The 17,710-nt window shown below is 35.8% G+C and carries 19 protein-coding genes; 11 read left to right on the top strand and 8 right to left on the bottom strand.

Features of this window, described 5'->3' with window-relative positions; genetic code table 11:
* Nucleotides 1–3 precede the first annotated feature (3 nt).
* Nucleotides 4–1,770 (bottom strand): MotA/TolQ/ExbB proton channel family protein, encoded by a 1,767-nt coding sequence (locus tag NLW78_RS03080; RefSeq protein ID WP_254495505.1) that lies wholly within the window; start codon nt 1,768–1,770, stop codon nt 4–6.
* Nucleotides 1,771–2,171: 401 nt separating this feature from the next.
* Here NLW78_RS03080 and NLW78_RS03075 point away from each other — a divergent pair, with 401 nt between their 5' ends.
* Together NLW78_RS03075 and NLW78_RS03070 are read left to right on the top strand one after the other, a co-directional pair.
* Nucleotides 2,172–2,543, top strand: a complete 372-nt coding sequence (locus NLW78_RS03075; RefSeq protein WP_254495503.1) for a Na-translocating system protein MpsC family protein — start codon at nt 2,172–2,174, stop codon at nt 2,541–2,543.
* A 128-nt stretch (nt 2,544–2,671) separates the two neighbouring features.
* Nucleotides 2,672–3,130: a carbonic anhydrase gene (locus NLW78_RS03070; protein ID WP_254495502.1), complete on the top strand. Its 459-nt coding sequence runs from the start codon at nt 2,672–2,674 to the stop codon at nt 3,128–3,130.
* 23 nt (nt 3,131–3,153) lie between these two features.
* Here NLW78_RS03070 and NLW78_RS03065 read toward each other — a convergent pair whose 3' ends face one another.
* Nucleotides 3,154–3,777: a hypothetical protein gene (locus tag NLW78_RS03065; RefSeq protein ID WP_254495500.1), complete on the bottom strand. Its 624-nt coding sequence runs from the start codon at nt 3,775–3,777 to the stop codon at nt 3,154–3,156.
* A 143-nt stretch (nt 3,778–3,920) separates the two neighbouring features.
* Here NLW78_RS03065 and NLW78_RS03060 point away from each other — a divergent pair, with 143 nt between their 5' ends.
* A complete protein-coding gene (locus tag NLW78_RS03060) occupies nt 3,921–5,066 on the top strand; it encodes an amidohydrolase (RefSeq protein WP_254495498.1) in 1,146 nt (381 codons plus the stop codon).
* Between the two features lie 466 nt (nt 5,067–5,532).
* On the opposite strand, the gene bcbE is transcribed toward NLW78_RS03060, so the two are convergent.
* Nucleotides 5,533–6,750 carry a bacillibactin exporter BcbE gene (bcbE, locus tag NLW78_RS03055; RefSeq protein ID WP_254495497.1) on the bottom strand — a complete coding sequence of 406 codons (1,218 nt, stop codon included), beginning with the start codon at nt 6,748–6,750 and terminating at the stop codon, nt 5,533–5,535.
* Between the two features lie 196 nt (nt 6,751–6,946).
* Between bcbE and NLW78_RS03050 the strand changes: the two genes are divergently transcribed.
* Nucleotides 6,947–7,261, top strand: coding sequence for a hypothetical protein (locus tag NLW78_RS03050; RefSeq protein ID WP_254495495.1), 315 nt, complete (start codon nt 6,947–6,949; stop codon nt 7,259–7,261).
* A 57-nt stretch (nt 7,262–7,318) separates the two neighbouring features.
* On the opposite strand, the gene NLW78_RS03045 is transcribed toward NLW78_RS03050, so the two are convergent.
* Complete coding sequence (locus tag NLW78_RS03045; RefSeq protein ID WP_254495493.1) at nt 7,319–7,651, bottom strand: hypothetical protein; 333 nt, start codon at nt 7,649–7,651, stop codon at nt 7,319–7,321.
* 377 nt (nt 7,652–8,028) lie between these two features.
* On the opposite strand from NLW78_RS03045, the gene NLW78_RS03040 reads away from it, so the two are divergent.
* Nucleotides 8,029–9,285, top strand: a complete 1,257-nt coding sequence (locus NLW78_RS03040) for a SpoIID/LytB domain-containing protein (protein ID WP_254495491.1) — start codon at nt 8,029–8,031, stop codon at nt 9,283–9,285.
* A gap of 225 nt (nt 9,286–9,510) precedes the next feature.
* On the opposite strand, the gene NLW78_RS03035 is transcribed toward NLW78_RS03040, so the two are convergent.
* Nucleotides 9,511–10,053, bottom strand: a complete 543-nt coding sequence (locus tag NLW78_RS03035; protein WP_254495489.1) for a GrpB family protein — start codon at nt 10,051–10,053, stop codon at nt 9,511–9,513.
* Between the two features lie 23 nt (nt 10,054–10,076).
* Entirely contained in the window at nt 10,077–10,298 is a 222-nt protein-coding gene (locus NLW78_RS03030) for a hypothetical protein (protein WP_254495488.1), read from the bottom strand.
* Between the two features lie 352 nt (nt 10,299–10,650).
* On the opposite strand from NLW78_RS03030, the gene NLW78_RS03025 reads away from it, so the two are divergent.
* The 3 genes from NLW78_RS03025 to NLW78_RS03015 all read left to right on the top strand — a co-directional run bounded on the left by NLW78_RS03025 (nt 10,651) and on the right by NLW78_RS03015 (nt 13,813).
* Nucleotides 10,651–11,892 carry an aminopeptidase gene (locus NLW78_RS03025; protein WP_254495485.1) on the top strand — a complete coding sequence of 414 codons (1,242 nt, stop codon included), beginning with the start codon at nt 10,651–10,653 and terminating at the stop codon, nt 11,890–11,892.
* A gap of 275 nt (nt 11,893–12,167) precedes the next feature.
* Nucleotides 12,168–12,806 (top strand): glycerol-3-phosphate acyltransferase, encoded by a 639-nt coding sequence (locus NLW78_RS03020; RefSeq protein WP_254495483.1) that lies wholly within the window; start codon nt 12,168–12,170, stop codon nt 12,804–12,806.
* Between the two features lie 188 nt (nt 12,807–12,994).
* A complete protein-coding gene (locus NLW78_RS03015) occupies nt 12,995–13,813 on the top strand; it encodes a M15 family metallopeptidase (protein ID WP_254495481.1) in 819 nt (272 codons plus the stop codon).
* Nucleotides 13,814–14,297: 484 nt separating this feature from the next.
* Here NLW78_RS03015 and NLW78_RS03010 read toward each other — a convergent pair whose 3' ends face one another.
* Nucleotides 14,298–14,810, bottom strand: coding sequence for a GNAT family N-acetyltransferase (locus NLW78_RS03010; protein WP_254495479.1), 513 nt, complete (start codon nt 14,808–14,810; stop codon nt 14,298–14,300).
* A gap of 117 nt (nt 14,811–14,927) precedes the next feature.
* Between NLW78_RS03010 and NLW78_RS03005 the strand changes: the two genes are divergently transcribed.
* The 3 genes from NLW78_RS03005 to NLW78_RS02995 all read left to right on the top strand — a co-directional run bounded on the left by NLW78_RS03005 (nt 14,928) and on the right by NLW78_RS02995 (nt 16,610).
* Nucleotides 14,928–15,431 (top strand): GNAT family N-acetyltransferase, encoded by a 504-nt coding sequence (locus tag NLW78_RS03005; protein WP_254495477.1) that lies wholly within the window; start codon nt 14,928–14,930, stop codon nt 15,429–15,431.
* 131 nt (nt 15,432–15,562) lie between these two features.
* Nucleotides 15,563–15,976: a preQ(1) synthase gene (gene queF / locus NLW78_RS03000; RefSeq protein WP_254495476.1), complete on the top strand. Its 414-nt coding sequence runs from the start codon at nt 15,563–15,565 to the stop codon at nt 15,974–15,976.
* On the top strand, nt 15,969–16,610 hold the full coding sequence (locus NLW78_RS02995) for a queuosine precursor transporter (RefSeq protein WP_254495474.1): 642 nt from the start codon (nt 15,969–15,971) through the stop codon (nt 16,608–16,610). Before queF ends, NLW78_RS02995 begins: the two co-directional genes overlap by 8 nt.
* Before the next feature lie 96 nt (nt 16,611–16,706).
* Here the strand turns inward: NLW78_RS02995 and NLW78_RS02990 are convergent, their stop codons facing one another.
* Nucleotides 16,707–17,702 carry an LLM class flavin-dependent oxidoreductase gene (locus NLW78_RS02990; protein WP_254495472.1) on the bottom strand — a complete coding sequence of 332 codons (996 nt, stop codon included), beginning with the start codon at nt 17,700–17,702 and terminating at the stop codon, nt 16,707–16,709.
* Nucleotides 17,703–17,710: the final 8 nt, after the last annotated feature.

Below are 17,710 nucleotides of genomic sequence, written 5' to 3'. Positions count from 1 at the left end.
CGTTTACCGATTCTCCCTTTGACTTGGATACACGACTGCTGAATTTCGTTGATTATTCCACCTTTGAATTTGTTCCGATAATTGTTGAATCGCAAGTTGTAGGTTTTCCGTTGTATATGTATTGTTTGATAATTGGTTGTGCAGAAGATCATTTAACTGCTTTATTTGATGATCAACACCATTTTGATTATTTTTCATAATGCTACTTTCTAACCGTGATAAAGAGCTATCAAAATTTCGACTTAGGGAACTGTCCATATTTCGAACGGTATCACCAAATTGGTTTGTTATTTCCTGAATTTCCTGTCGTACTTGATTCCCTTGTTGATGTAGATTATCTTGTAGCGATTGTTTTAAAGACGTAGACAGTTCGGCAGTTTTCTGAACTAAATCGCGATTTGTTTTGTCATACTGTTCAAGTGTATATTCAAACTGGTTTTTCATTCGTTGATTGTCAGCAATAAAAGAGTGGATTGCATCACGAATATTTACGAGTTCAGCTTTTTGTTCTTGGGCAAAGGTTGAGAACTCTTGCCGTTCTTTCGATATTTTTTCATACTGATTTTCTAAACTTCGGAAATGATTCTCCAATTGACGCACATTGTCCGCAAATCCTTTTGTTACTCCAATTAATTGGTCGAATGCTCGATCGCTCAATATTTCCTTCATCGTTGTCGTCGCTTTTTCCACATTCATAATGTAGTCCTTATTTTTTTCTTCTATTAATGACATAGATTGGACAACTTGTTTTAACTCCCGCATACTATCATCATAAAAAGATTTCGTATGTTCACTTTGTTTCGTTGAGTTGTCAGCAATTGATTCTAAATGGGTATTGGCTTGTTGAACATAATTTGCAACATCGCGATAGAGGTCAGAGGACCCTTTTTCAATAGCTCGTAATACATGTTGTTGTTCCTCTTGGTAGTGATTTAGTTGATCAAACCTTTCATTTAAGCTATCCATCCGTTTATTAAAGTTTTCTCCAACTGTTTCCATATTGTGAAAGATACTTTGTAGTGTTTCGGAGCTCTCTTCAAACTTAATGTTATATTCATTTAAATTTTCTGACGCCCGTTCCATTGTATCTGAGAAGTGATCCAATTCTCTTAAACTACCATGCATATCTTGAATCGCATTTTTCACATCTTCTAAGGATGTAATCATTCGATTTTCCCAAGTATGCTGGTCATATGGATGTAACAAGTTTTCTACTTTTAACGTTATACGTAGCATGACATGTTCTGCATCCCAATGTTTTTGCACAAAAGATAGAATTAAAGATGCCATAATACCAAATACACTGGTAAAAAACGCAATGTAAATCCCGTTTAATACATTTTGAATAGAAGATTGAATTTCTGTTCCACTTACATCTATTCCATACAATGCGCTAATTAAGCCAATGAATGTCCCTAATACACCTATTAATATAACCGTTGACGTTGAAGATTGAATTCGGTGAATACTACTCATCACACTTTTCGTTACAAAATCAATGGAATAATTGGACATAAACCCTTCCACAAAGGTTTGAATGTCAAGATGGTTCGTTTCTTTTCTTTTTTCTGCTTCATATTGCATTTTCATATCATGCCAAATATCGCTTTTTTCCGGATCTCGTTCTAACTTTTCAAGTTGTGTATGTAAATGACGATAAATCAACATATTTTTCAATGTTATACGAACTACCATAATAAAGATGAGTATAAACGTTATAAGGATTGCGATGTTTCCGACAACGTTATTGCCTGGAAGAAAATCAAGCACAAATGTTCACCCTCTCCTTTTCCGTAACCTGCCTGTCTTCTAACACTTTATTAGTCACGATAATGAATTAGAACATGACTATTATTCCTCTTCAAAATCTTTTCAACATATTACTTCATAGTACCTTTGACACAGTTTTCAATTGACATTGAATTCATTGTCCGATAACCTGTAATTATAAAATGACAAAAATGGAAACCGACAGATTTTATTTAAACTCTTACATTAAGTTTCTTTAGCTTCTATCCAAGACCAATTGGGTAGATGAAAAAGTAATCTATGATATAGCAGTGACGAATGAAATAAATCGGTATGTTTCACAAGCGAATTCTCATGCAATTTTTATTTGAATTCAGATGAAACATACTGCTTTTTTTGTATAGGGAGGTTTCATAGCACCGATGTGTAAAACCATTGGAACAGTTGAAGCAGAAATCGGAAAGGCATTAACCCACTGGGAAAAGGATTTTTTAGGCCGTGGATCTGTATCTGTAAAAACTGATATACTCCGTGACATGATTATCGTCTCTTTACGTGGCATATTAACACCTGCAGAATATTCTGTATGTAACTCCATAGAAGGTACACTTTCTATAAAACGAAATCGTGCCGATTTAGTAGAGTCGGGTACATCTCAGCTTTACGAGATTATTTCGAATATAGCCGAGGAAAACATTAAAAGTTTTTATACAGATTTAAGTACCGTTACAGGTGAACGAATAATGGTATTTAAAATGGAAATAGATTTGGAGACAAAATGGAAAATAAATTAGTGGAAGATCTTGAAAATACCTTTTGGTACGTTAAAGATAATCCGACAACAGATTGACCTCTTGGATGAATCACAAGCAGGTCTAAGTTGTCGGTTTTTTTATGGAATGGAAAACTAGGAGGGGTGAATATGAGTAATAGTGCGAAAAGAACGTTAATAATCACACCATTAAACGATCAATTAAAACCGTTCTATACAACGATAACGAACAAAAATTTAAAGGATTGTATAATCTCCCATTGTTTTGGAACGCTCATTTCTCAACCTTACAGTAATACATTAAGAGAGATCATGAAGATGATCCTGTCTCAACCTATTGATGCTATATATGTTATAGGTGAGGTAGAGCAACCCCTGACGATAAACATTGAAAAATCTTTAGGAAAAATGGGGATTACAGAAGAGGACTTTCAAATATTACACATTCAACCGAAACAATGGATTGAGTGGTTGAATAGGCCTATTGATGTTGAGGGAGTTGTCCAGGAAAATGTACAAATGCTTAAAGAACACCCTTTAATTCCGGGTTCCATTAACATTTACGGATGTACTGTTGATACAAGAACAGGAGAATATCAATTTATCTAACAAACGGTAGCTTTAAACTTAAGCTACCGTTTGTTTACTGTTGTGTCGTTATGAGGATATATCCCTTTTTCGATAAATAGTGCTTGTATTTTATCCGTTATTTTATGATCGACAATAATGATACGCTGTTTCTTTTTCCACTTTTTCTTCGTACGTATGACGAGTTCATCTTTCCCGTTCATTTCCTCACTCATACCGTAATACTTATGGGCCATGTCAATTTTGTTGATTTCAAAACTGATGATCTCTTTCCATTTTAAATCATCTCCATTTATAAGGATGCGATCATCAAAAAGAACGAATGACTCTAAATCTTCTAATAAATATTGAAATTGAAATGCTAATGCGACGATAAACACAAGGAAACCAGTATCCTCCGACACAAATGCTACATACAGAAAACCAGTCATCATAAATACGGAAATAAAGAAAAAGATAAGAAAAGATTTGTTTGCTCTCCGATAGCCAAAGGGGTCCAGATTCTTGCCACTAGGATGGCGATAGGCATTTAATTCTTTTTCATTCACTGGAAAAACAGGTGTACCTTTTGTATTCCGATACTTTACATATCGAACTAGCGCAAAAATTATAATACCGTAACCAATTATGCCAAAACCATATAGTAAGAGGGCGTTCAGTATGAACATCAGACATGCTCCTTCTTTTTTCGTATATATTTACTCTACGAAACTATGGAAGAATTGTCTACTTTTACCGATTTCATTTCTATTTTCCTATAAAAAATGTACACTAAATGTATGATTGTGATTTTATAAAAAGGAGTGAGTCCATGCTTGCAATTCAACACGCTAGTGGATTTATTGGAAATGGAGAAACGATTAAGGATGTAACGATATTAATTGAAGACGGTAAAATTCAATCTATTGGAGAAAACATTCATATCCCGCCTAACTACGACGTTATTGATGCTAGTGGAAAAGTTGTTACTCCCGGCCTCATCGATGTACATACCCACCTTGGTGTATTTGAACAAGGTGTTGGAAAAGAAGGACACGACTTTAACGAAACAAGTAGTGCAACTACGGCTGAAATACGTGCTATTGACGGCATTAATCCGTTTGAAAAAGGGCTTGAAGACGCACGTAGCTCCGGTGTTACTACTGTGCAAATCCTTCCAGGGAGTGCTAACGTTATTGGTGGGGAAATGGCAATCGTAAAAACTGCAGGCACAGTAGTTGATGAAATGATTGTAAAAGAGCCTTCTGGTTTAAAAGCCGCAACTGGCGAAAACCCAAAACGTGTTCATGGAGATAAGGGAAAAATGCCAACTACACGTATGGGCGTAGCTGCTCTATTAAGAAAAAAATTAATAGAAGGTCAAAATTATCTCAATGAACGAGAATCCGAAAAAATCGGAAGGAATTTGGAGTTAGAAAATATCGCTAAAGTGTTAAGAAAAGAGATTCCGTTACGGGTTCACGCTCATCGGGCAGAAGATATTGCAACGGTCCTACGTCTTAAACGAGAGTTTGATATTGAGTTAACTATTGAACATGGTACAGAAGGGCACTTAATGGCTGATTATATTGCTAAGCATAATGTAAGCATTGCGGTAGGTCCAACGATGACGTCCCGTTCAAAAGTGGAGCTTGAAAATCGTGGTTGGCACACTTTAACCGCTTTTGCTGATGCGGGTGTTCCCTTTGCAATTACAACAGACCACCCTGTTGTCACAATTGACCACTTAATAACGAGTGCTATCATGGGAATAAAATACGGCTTACCGGAAGCAACTGCCCTACAAGCGTTAACGCTAAATGCAGCTAAACATATTGGAATCGATCATCAAGTAGGATCCCTTGAAGTAGGTAAGGATGCAGATGTTGTAATTTGGAATGGAGACCCCTTTGACTTACGTAATTGTGTTGTGACAACCATTTTAAACGGTAAAGTTGTATATAGTCATACATTATAAAAAGAACGACATAGAACAACATGCAAAAAAAATGCACAGGATACATAGTTCCTGTGTATTTTCTTAATTTACCACAAAATAGAAAACAAATGGAGTTATTAAGATAACCACGCCAACAATAATAACTGCAAAACCGCCAAATTTATTTAATAATGGTTGGATAATCTTTTTTATAATATCCGATTTATTTGTCGTCGTTTTATAATAAAAAAGAGCTGTCCTCTTTTCCTCTTCAGTTATTTGTAACGGATGAAAGACAAAGTCATGATTTACTGGTTGATTATAGATCTCATTCACTTTCGCAATGTGTTTATCAAAGTTTTTCTCAAATTTTATTTCTTTTATAGCAACCTTGTCACTTCCTAGACGATTAACGATTTTTTCCTCTTTTTATTGTCCCTTTCCACTGGTGATTTATAACTACATTTCCAACCCCTTAAAAATAACAAATAAAAAATGCCCAACATTAGTGAGCATTTTGAGGAGCTTGTTTTTCTTTTTCTGGTTTTATTGCTAGAAAGGTCCACAATGCACCAACAGCACTAAGGATAGCAAAACTAACATACATAATAGCAGGGAAATTTTTCATCATCATCGCAGCTACAGGTGGCCCGGCAGCGACACCTACAAATCGCATACTGCTATATATGGAGGTAATTGTACCTCTCTCCTCTTTTTCGATTCCTTCAGTAATTAATGAATCTAAACTCGGTAACGAAATACCGATTCCCAACCCGGCAACTGAAAGTAAAATTAGCATGATCATTAGTGTCATATCAGCTCTCACGAACACAAATGCACCTGCTGCCGTTGCATTGCCAATTAAAATTACCCATTTCATGACCACTTTACTGCTACCAATTTTCTTACCTGTAACAAATGAAGCGGTACAGAGGACGAGTAACGGCACTGCTAATACGACACCTTTCATAATACCGTTAATGTCATATTTATCTTCTAATATAGAAGATAAATGAAACAAAAAACCAAACAGAACGAACATATTTATACAGCCTATAAAGAAAATAGCTGTAAGCCATTTGCTATTCTTTTGAAATATTTCTTTCACTTTTTGTAAGAACTGCTGAAACTTTTCTTTTTGTACATCATTTTGTTTCGGAGGTTTAACAAATACCATAATAAGGAATATCGCAATAGCTGATAAAATAGGAATCGATACAAACGGTACGAACCAAATAATAAAAGCTAGTGCTGCTCCTAATATTGGACTCAGAACCTTACCAGCTGTATTTGCCGTTTCAATGACGCCTAATCCATGACTAACCTCTTTTTCATCTTTAAACATATCTCCAACCGTAGGGATGACAACCGGAAATGCTCCCGCTGCTCCTACCCCTTGTAAAAAGCGTCCGATGAGAATGAGCATGTATGGGTTATCCAATTTCCAAGCTGCAAATGCTGATAGTGCTCCACCAATACCGGTAATAATTAAACTCGGAATCAGGACTTTCTTTCTGCCGAATTTATCTGACAGATACCCTGCAATTGGAATAAGGGGAATAGCAATAATGGAATACACCGTAATAATCATACTTGATTGAAAAGGTGTAATATCAATTTTTTTCTCTATTGTTGGTAAAACTGGTATAAACATTGAATTTCCCAATGTCATGACAAGAGGAATTGAAGCTAATGCAAGCAATGCCAATTTTTGTTTATCCACGGTGACATCCTCCAGCCTATTGTAGTATACATATTTCTAATTCCCGTTTTATACTTTGCCCAAAATTTCGTCATATCATCTATGTCATACAAATAATTTTTCCGAAAAACTTGTCTGTTTCTCCAAAACATAGGAGGAATTTGCCCTATCTTATCGAAATAAGTTAAATAATTTCTAATAAAAAAGGAGGTTACCTATGAATGAAACAAAAATGACGGTGAGGGTATTAAAAGACATTATCGCAGGAAAAGAACCAAAGGCATACCATTATGACTTAAACATACAATCCTTTGGTGAATTGGTTAACGAAGCCATGGGTCGAGGGTTACTCGTTAATGGGATCGTGTCCAGAAGCCGATTCGGAAATCATATCCAATATGTTCTTTTAAATGAGGCTGAAGTAACCAAAGTTGGTGAAGAATACATATCCGATAACACTTTCTTCAAGAGATTGATTAGAAAAATGAACTTATTAAGACTTTTATCTGGAAGTCGTGATGTAAACTCATAAAAAGACCCTTTGGGAACCAAAGGGAAAAGGTCGGATGAAGAGAACGTTATCGTACAATTAAGCATATAGTTTTAAGATACCTACAACAACAGCAGCAATACTTACGCCAGTTCCAATCATCCACTTTAACATTTTCAGTTGGGCTTCATGAAGAATATTTTCCATTTCTTCGCGGCCAACAAAGGATTTACCTTTCATGGAATCTTCGATTAAAATGATCACTTCATTTTCATTCACAATTTTTTTTGCTTGTAATGATTCATCTATTAAAACACGAACATCATTTTTATCCGTCTTATCTTCTAATATTTTTTCGTGACCTTCTATTGTACCATTTAAATCTGTAACCTTTGTTTCGAGGGCTGAAATTTTTTCTTCTATACTAACCATTGTTATCACCCCCTCTTTATAACAAATGAAATCCGACAAAATTTGTGCGGTTATTTTCATTACAATCGTATTAAATGAATCCTTTTACCCTGTTGATTTGTCTATGATTACTAGGGAGGAATAAATATGTATCCATTGTTAATACATGCGTATGATTGAATTACACCAACTAATCCTTTTGTTGCAACCTGTTTTGGACTTCTCGTAACAGCCTTGATTGCATTTGTTGTTCATTTTGAAAGTAAAAACAACAGGTTATTGGGCTTCATTTTACTAGTTGGGTCCATTACATCCATTATTGGTCCCTTTATGTTATCGATTATCGGTTTTTATGATTAATATCGAATAACCTCAATAAAACATCAAAAGCTAAACATATGAGAACAGTCATATGCTTATTTACTTTATTCTTTATATTTAATCCATTCATTGCTGACGCAGATGAAATGGTATCAGTAAAACTTGTCAATTATATTAAGGAAACGTCAAAGATTAACATAAAGATAAAAGGAAATTATGAAACGTTAAGCCCTACTCTACAGTTAGAGGAAGGAGTGAACTATACGTTATATACGAAGAGAGGGCAGCTTTACTTAACAAGGGCTGGAGAAGACACGAATAAACTTGGTGACAATCTAATATTAATTCCCCAAACATATGATAAGACTCACCTCGTATACATTAACGACCGAGCCTACTTAGGTGCCATGGAGTTTACAATAGAAGATAAAAAGCATATCCGGCCAATCAACCATCTCCAATTGGAGGAGTATTTAAAAGGTGTTGTACCTTTTGAAGTTTATCCAACATGGAATATGGAAGCATTAAAAGCTCAAAGTTTGGCAGCTAGAACATATGCTATCACCCAGTTAAATCAAAACATGGATGATACGATCCGCTTTCAAGTATACGGAGGATATGAAGAGAAATTCAATCGAACCACTAAAGCTGTAGAGGAAACAAAAGGAGAAATTATCACATTTAGCGGAAAGCCGATAACAGCCTTTTATTCTGCCAGCAACGGTGGGATGACCGAAAGTAACGAGAACGTGTGGGGAGGAAAGAGACGCAGTTATTTCCCAATAAAACAGGATCCTTTTGATCCTGTGAATCCATGGGAATTCACCCTACACAAAAGACAAATCCAATTAGGTCCTATTGATTTAGTTACTCCATTACATTGGAATAAGTTGCAAGAAAAGGATAAACAAATTTCCAATAGTATAAAAAACTGGTTAAGGAAAAAAGGATACGGGAGTCAAATAAAAATTATTCGCATACCACACTTTAATATCTCCACAAAAGACAAGACAGAAGGAAAGCGCTCCACAAAAGGTTCGATTACTATTGATTTTATGTACCAATTCTTCGGTTTTGTTTTATTTGACAGCATTGAATTAAAAGACGTTCCATTATCACGTATTCGCCCCATGATAGGTGGAACGTTATTCAAGAGCTACTTGATTGACTCGTTTCAAGAAAGTGAACAACTTTACAAAGTAACAGGAAGAGGATATGGTCACGGGGTTGGGATGAGTCAATGGGGTGCTCACTATATGGCAGAGACAGGCAAGAACTATAAAGAAATTATCGACTTTTACTACCCCGGCACCCAAATTACAAAATTGTATTAAACATCGGACGGTTGGTGGAATAGACGATTTTTTTCACCTTATTCGTAAAAGTAACCATTGTTTCTTTACTACAGGATGATTCATGGGACAATAAATACATTGAATATGTATTTCTACACAAATAGGATCCAGTACCCAATTGTTCCTTTCTCTTCGTTATAAAATTGGGCTGGATCTTAACTATTTGAATTGTCACTTTCCGAAATAATTTTTGGCGTACGTTCCTCATTTGTCAAAGGATTTTTCACTCCCAACCTTCTCTCTTTTCCATTCCTTCGCTCTTCTATCAATGCTTTTAATAAAAGAATCTTTTCCCTTCATATATCTATCAATATCGAAAGGATATCGAACCGCTAACTCTTCCTTTAACTGACAATATTGAAGAGCTTCCTTTGGGTGGGAAATTAAGTAATCCCGAAATGATAGATGTCGTTCAATTTCCATATTACCCTCTGGAAAGACATGGATATGATGAGTCCGTTTAACGCCTCCCTTTATAATGAAACGTCTATCAGGAATACCATGTTCCCCAAATGATTTATATCCTTTTTTTATCATTTCGTTATTTTGCTTATCTACTTGCTCCAAACTCTTCACTTCTACTAAAATATCAATAATTGGTTTGGCACTCATATTCGGAATTGAGGTACTTCCAATATGATAAATATTTTGTGAATTCGTTCCAAATAAAGATTTTAAATTGTGAGCTTCTGCCTCAAACTTTCTCCTCCAGTTCTCTTGATAAGGAATAACCTCAACCTTCCGCATAACACAATTCCTCCACACATTCATCACTCGATTGGTGAGTTATTACGATAAGAGACAACACCTAAACAAAGAACGACAAGACCAATTTGCCAATATAGTCGATCAGGAGCATGTAAAAATATGTAATAAAAAAAGTGATACATCGTCTGCCATTCTTTATAAGGGTATATAAAGAAAACCGGAATAAAGCCAATGATTGTAGAAACCAATCCAATGATAATAAGAAGGAAACTTAATTTCTTCATTCCTCCACCTCTCTTTTCCCGAAACTTTGATTTATAGGTTGTTGTTCCAATGTAAAACCTTATGCATATAGGTTCCTAATAATGAAAATGAATGCTGTATCTTCTGCTATTTCCACATCTCCATATCAAATTCCTTCCCATTAGTTGACAAATGCGATTTCCTAAACCTTAGGAGTCTAATCACTAATTACTACTATCCTCTCATCCTACTTCCGGTTTATATTACCTCCCCTTATCCAAAATCGTCTATGGATTTAGGTCACTGCAAAAACCTCTTAAAAAACTTTGGCGAGTTGATTGTAGAAAATTTCGATATATGAAATAATATAAAGGATTTAAAGGAGGATGAATAATGTCTGAATTTCAAAATAACTTAGAAAAGTATGCTGAACTAGTAGTTCGTATGGGTGTCAATTTACAAGAAAGCCAAACCTTAATGATAAATGCTCCTACAGAAGCGGTTGATTTTGTCCGTGTTGTAGCTAAAAAAGCATATCAATTAGGCGCAAAAGATGTACATATGAATTGGATGGATGAAGAGTTAACTCGTTTAAAATATGAACACGCGCCGCTAGAGACATTAGTCAATGTACCACAATGGCGGGTGGATATGTTGGAGCATTACGCGGAAGATGGTGCAGCCATCCTTTCGATTAAGCCAACAAACCCAGACCTATTGAAAGGAATCGACCCTACTCGTATAGCCTCTGCGAATAAAGCAAGTGGTGAAGCTTTAAAGAATTTCCGCCAATATACGATGAATAGCCGCCTTACATGGTGTGTTGCGGCTGTGCCAGGAAAAGCATGGGCTCGTAAAATATTCCCGGATGTGGATTCTGAAAAAGCAGTAGAACTTTTATGGGAACAAATTTTCAAAATTACCCGTGCAGACCATGAAGATCCTATTTCTTCTTGGAATGACCACAATAAAAATTTAGCCAAAGTAAGAGATTATTTGAACGACAAGCAATACAGTAAATTAGTTTATACAGCACCTGGCACAAACTTAGAAATTGAACTACCTAATAACCATATTTGGAAAGGTGGTTCAGGATTATCTGAAAAGGGCACACCTTTTAACGCAAACATTCCCACTGAAGAAGTATATACAATGCCTCATAAATATAAAGTCAATGGAACTGTCAAAAACACAAAGCCCCTTAATTATGGTGGAAATGTTATTGATAATTTCACACTGACATTCAAGGACGGGAAAGTTGTTGAATTTACTGCGGAAGAAGGATACGAAACGTTAGAAAATTTACTAAACACAGACGATGGCGCTAGTCGACTTGGTGAAGTAGCACTAGTCCCACATGAATCACCAATTTCTCAGTCCGGACTAATTTTCTACAATACGTTATATGACGAAAATGCCTCTTGTCATATTGCTTTAGGAAAGGCATATCCTACAAGTATTGAAGGCGGCACTCAAATGGATGATACCGAACTCGATAAGCACGGCGCGAATAATAGCTTAACTCACGTCGACTTTATGATTGGATCAGGGGAATTGGACATTGACGCTGTAACACAAGATGGAAAAATTGAACCACTATTCCGTAACGGTACGTGGGCATTTCAAATCGACTAACCTTTAGAGCCACTGTGACATAAGATACAGTGGCTTATTTTGTAAAAACTTTACGCCAGCATCATTAACCATAAAAAGAAGGTCACAACAGTATATTCGTTTCTCCAATTTGATTTGAACAAAACGGACCCCCCCTTAAACAATAACTACACTCATAAGTCAATTAACAGTGCTACTGAAATTATGGTTTTTGTAAGTTATGAATATATGAAAAGAGCTTTAGAAATTGCTATCATATAATTTAAGAAAGTTTGAACTTAAAGAGGAGTAATAATATGAGTTATATATTTATGGCCATGGTTATAGGTTACATTTTCGGGTGTATTCAACCTTCTTATATCGTAAGTAAATGGAAAGGGAAAGATATCCGCTACGAAGGTAGCAAAAATGCCGGCGCATCAAACGTCACCATTATATTCGGCTGGAAGTTTGGACTTATGGTAGCTTTAATCGACATTTTGAAACCTATATTGGCTATGGCAATAATGGTCCTGTTCATTGGGAATCAGGTGACGGTAAGTACTCTACAATTGTTGTATTTTATTAATGGATCATTTGTCATTATCGGCCATAATTACCCTATTCATATGCAGTTCCGTGGAGGAAAAGGAACGGCTTCACTAATAGGGTTTATCTTTGCATTAAATTGGAAAATCGCTCTATTAGGATTAGCTATTTTTATTCTCGCTGCAGTAATGTCTGACTATATTGTTATCGGGGCCTTTTCATTATACTTCTTTTTAATTGGCTATACTTATTTCGGTGGATACGGACTCTATGCCCTACTTATCACTTTATTTATTACTTTGGTTGCCATTATTAAGCATGTGGAAAATTTCATTAGAATCTACAATAAAAAAGAAGCAGGATTACGACAATTCATTAAGCATAATAAAATAGAAACAGGTGCCTAAACAGATTGGACCTATAAATTTACAATAAATATTTTTTAGAAATTATCTATTTTCCCATAAAGGGTTTATAAGTATAATTTAATATAGTCCTATGTTTCATGTAACATAGGTTATATTTAATCGTCTAAAATATATAGGAGAACCTCAGAAACATCCTCTTATTTTAAGATGAATGAAGGAGGAAAAACATGCATCGTACTATATATGTCCTTTTACTATTCCTATTCCTTCTTGGATGTGGGGACGAGAGTAAAGAATACACAAAAGAAAATCACGAGAAGAAAGCAAATGAACAGGAAGAAAAAGAAGAATTAGATGACGAAAATGAAGAACAAAAAATTGAGGATGAAAAACCTAGCGGACCAACATTAGAGTCTATATTCTTTAATCAGATTGAAGTTGTAGATGGCCAACCGACAATCGTGAATCCTGAAAACAGATTGGCTTTAGTAAACAAGGAATTTGCTCTACCAAACGACTATAAGCCTGAAGACCTTGTAAGGCCTGATGTTCGGTTTGTATTTGGGGATGAAGATGTTGAAAAAAGTTATTTACGTGAGGAAGCTGCTACAGCATTAGAGGAAATGTTTCAAGAAGCGAATCAAAATGATATATTCTTATTTGCTGTTTCAGGCTATCGTTCTTATAAACGTCAAGCTGCTCTTTTCCAAAATCAAGTGGATCGTGTGGGCGAAGAACAAGCCTTGCTGGTCGTCGCTCAACCAGGGACGAGTGAACATCAAACCGGTTTAGCGATAGACATTAGTTCAGAGAGTGCTGGCTTCGGATTAACAGAAGAATTTGGGACCACAACTGAGGGCAAGTGGTTAATGGAGAATGCTCACCGCTTTGGCTTTATTTTACGGTACCCCGAGGGGAAAGAAAATATTACGAACTACATCTATGAGCCATGGCATTACCGCTATGTAGGAAAAGAGATAGCAACTGAAGTCTACGAAAACGATTGGACACTTGAAGAATATTTTGAGAACGTCCAAGAAATTTAATGAAAATAATGGTGTTGCTCTTGAATTTTAAGAGTTGCACCTTTCTTTTTTAGTTGAAAAAGCCCCTCCTTCACTTTAAATGAAGAAAAGAGGCTTATATATTTTGGGGTGCATAAACCATATTATTTTATTTCACCCGCTTTTGTGCCACTTCATACGCAATGGCATATTCGTTCATTTGCATCATCACCTAACCCACCCTTGCATGTTTGATTATTTTGGTCGACGTTCTTGAATTAACGTTTGAATGGTATATTCATTAATCATCGTTCTCTCTCCTTATTCTCTTTTGTCTTACTTAGGTCGACGATCTTTTATGATTTGTTCTAATACATAAAAATTCACTTCAATCACCCTTTCGTTTATGTTGATTTCATTATAGCCTGCAGGAAAACATTCCATAACGGTAAGACGATTGAATTCACATCGGTCTTTAGACCTACATTCTTTTAAGACCATAAAAAAAGAAGTAGCCTTACATAGGCTACTTCTTCGAGTTGTTAATCCACTGAAAATAACTGACATCTAACCATCTACCATGTTTAAAACCCACTTCATGCAATGTACCTTTATGTTCAAATCCGAACCTTTTATGAAATTCAATACTTTGCTCGTTTTCCGTTGTAATAATAGCAATTATGGAATGGATTTCTCGCTTTTTCGCTTCTAATAAAATCATCTCCATTAACTGCTTACCAATTCCAAATCCATGAGAATTGGGATCTATATAGATTGACAACTCCATAGTATGTTTGTAAGCCTCTTTCTTCTGATAAGGTAACAAGCTGGCATATCCTACTACTTCATTATCTTTATCAGCTACAAATAACGGAAAATCTTGAAATTGATGAAACCATTCTTTCACTTTTTCTACCTTTTTCTCTTCAATATCAAATGTAGCAGTCGTTTCATGGATATAGTAGTTCATAATGTTTCGTATATCAGATAGGTCACGATGCTCGCCTTTACGGTATCTCATCTGTCTTTCCCCTTTCATATGTATCCTCCTCTTATTGTATAGGAGATGGTTCATGTTTTACTAGTAACACTTGTCCTTTTGATTCTATTAACATAAACTTTTTATATATTAAAGTTACGAAAGGGGGAAGATCCGATGAAAGTTAAGATACGTACGGTGGTCCAAGAGGACGTCTCCTCTCTTCCACAGTTAATTGCACAAGTGGAACATGAATCTTTATACATGCTTTACGAAGGTGGAGAACGAAACATAACAGAGGAAAAGACGGAAACGTTGATTCGCTCTACAATGAACCAACATAATAGTACTATACTAATTGCTGAAAAGAACCACCAGCCTGTTGGTTATGTAATGGCATTCGGAGGTAATGCTATCAGAAATCAACACTCCGCATATGTTGTGATTGGAATCGTGAAACATGAACGAGGTCAAGGAATTGGTAAACGTCTATTTGATGAACTATTTCGGTGGGCTAATGAACAAAACTTACATCGGTTGGAGTTAACCGTCGTAACGGAAAATGAGCCTGGCATTAGCTTATATAAGAAAATGGGTTTTCAAATTGAAGGGACGAAAAAACATTCTTTATTTATTGATAAAGATTTTTATGATGAATATTATATGGCAAAATTATTATAATCTCGTATTATGAAAAATAAAGGTAAATATATTGTTTTCTATCCCATCTCTGCTATAATTTTTACGTTATGTATTTTTTGTAACAGCAGTTCGAAACCATCCTGCTTTATCAAAACTAGGGAGGAATCAAAATGGAAAAAGCGTGGTTACCTTCTTCTGGTCCGATGCCAAGGCCAAATAGTGTTGAAGAAGGAAGAGAAATTTTAAAGAATGAGGCGTTTCCTAGTCCGAACGTCCAAAAAATTAAATTTAATGCACTAGAGTTTACCGCCGTTTGTCCAAAGACAGGTCAACCTGACTTCGGACGGGTTGAAATCGAATATATACCGGATGAAAAGTGTATTGAATCGAAATCATTAAAATTTTACCTATGGTCATATCGTGACGAAGGCGCATTTTGTGAAACGTTGGCAGCACAAATTGCTGAGGATGTCGTTTATGCCATTGACCCAAAACAAGTAGAAGTTACAGTGTATCAATCTGCTCGTGGAGGTATTGAGTTAACGACTACTGCCATTCGTACAAAGGATGAACAACATGCATAATTCTTTAGCGGATCGAAATTTAGTCTTGTTTAATGTTCTGTTTGCAACATCTATTGTGATTGCAAACGTCATTGCAGGCAAAATTATTATGGTAGGAAATTTCATTTTACCAGCCGCTGTCGTTATGTATGCTTTTTCTTTCTTGTTTACCGATGTTATCCATGAACGCTACGGAAAAGAAGAGGCTAGACGGACGATTTTAATGGGATTCGGGGCACAAATCTTTGCGAGCATTATGATATTTCTTGGGATGGTTTTACCTGTTGCTCCATTTGCCGCCGATACTCAAACTGCATACGAAACGTTGCTTGGCCAAAACTATCGTTTCGTACTAGCCAGTTTAATCGCCTACTTTATCTCACAACACGTAGACGTATATGTCTTTTCTTACTTAAAAAAGAAAACGATGGATAAACATAAATGGTTACGAAACAACGGTAGTACGTTTGTGTCACAGTTTGTTGATACGTTAATCTTTATTACGATTGCTTTTTACGGTACACCAGAATTAATCGTTATGGTTTTTTCACAATATATTGTAAAACTCGCTATAGCATTGTGTGATACACCACTTTTTTACCTTCTATCCAAGGACAAAAAGACAACTCACGTAGAACAACATACGACTGTATAAACCAGCAATTTTTGCTGGTTTTTTTGTTCTTCGTATAAATAATGGACAAAACTGAGGAATAATCAGGTTTTTCTACTAAATAGGGGATTCATTCCGTTATATTACGGCTTCTGCTATTAGCTCATATGATCTAAGTTTATCGTCAAAGTGATAATTATTCATAATAATCATAAACTCATCTGTTTTATATTCATCACTTAATCTATCTAGTTGTTCCTTTACTTTTTTTGGTGTGCCAATTATCGTTCGTTTTCGATTTTCTTTCATCTTATCGATTTGTTGTACTGAAAATCGTTTTTGTTTTACTTCATCAGTTGGTACAATGCGGGTATCTGTTCTCATCTCGCCAACTGATAACAACCACATATCTTGGCTTAGCGCAATTTCCTCTGCCTTCTCCTCTGTATCTGCACATACAACAAAAATACAGACATTAGCTTTTGGTTCCTTTCGGTTGGAAGACGCCTGAAAGTTATTGTAGTAATACTGTAGTGCCCTCTTGCCGTTCTCAGCGTTTATAAAATGCCCATATGTAAACGCAGTCCCATTTTCCGCAGCAACTCTCGCTCCTCGATGGGTAATTCCAAGCAACCATAAATCCGGAACCACATCGACTTCAGGATATGCCTTGACACCATAAAAAGGATGGTCCGGAGGTAATGCATTCGTTAAAAAGTATTGTAACTGTTTCACTTGACGTGGAAACTCATTTAAACTTTTCTTTACGTTATCCGTCAATGCAAGTCGTGTTTTGGCATTCCCCCCCGGTGAACGCCCAACACCTAAATCAATTCTGCCTGGGTAAAGAGCTTGTAAAACCTTAAAATTTTCCGCTACTTTATAAGGGCTATATTGAGGTAATAACACTCCCCCTGTACCCACTTTTATACGTTCCGTATTTGCTGCAATATGGGATATTAAAATATCTGGTGATGTACCTGCTATTCCATTCGTGTTATGATGTTCGGCTACCCAAAATCGAGTGTACCCTAATTGTTCAGTATATTGCGCTAAACGAACCGTTTCGTGCAAAGCATCTTGTGGATGATATCCTTTTTTAATAACCGATTGATCTAGTACACTTAATTTCAAGCTTACTC

The organism is Salirhabdus salicampi (genome assembly GCF_024259515.1).
GTDB classification, from domain to species: Bacteria; Bacillota; Bacilli; order Bacillales; family Alkalibacillaceae; genus Salirhabdus_A; species Salirhabdus_A salicampi.
Note: the sequence above shows the minus strand (reverse complement) of the source record. Positions and strands in the feature narration are given on the sequence as shown.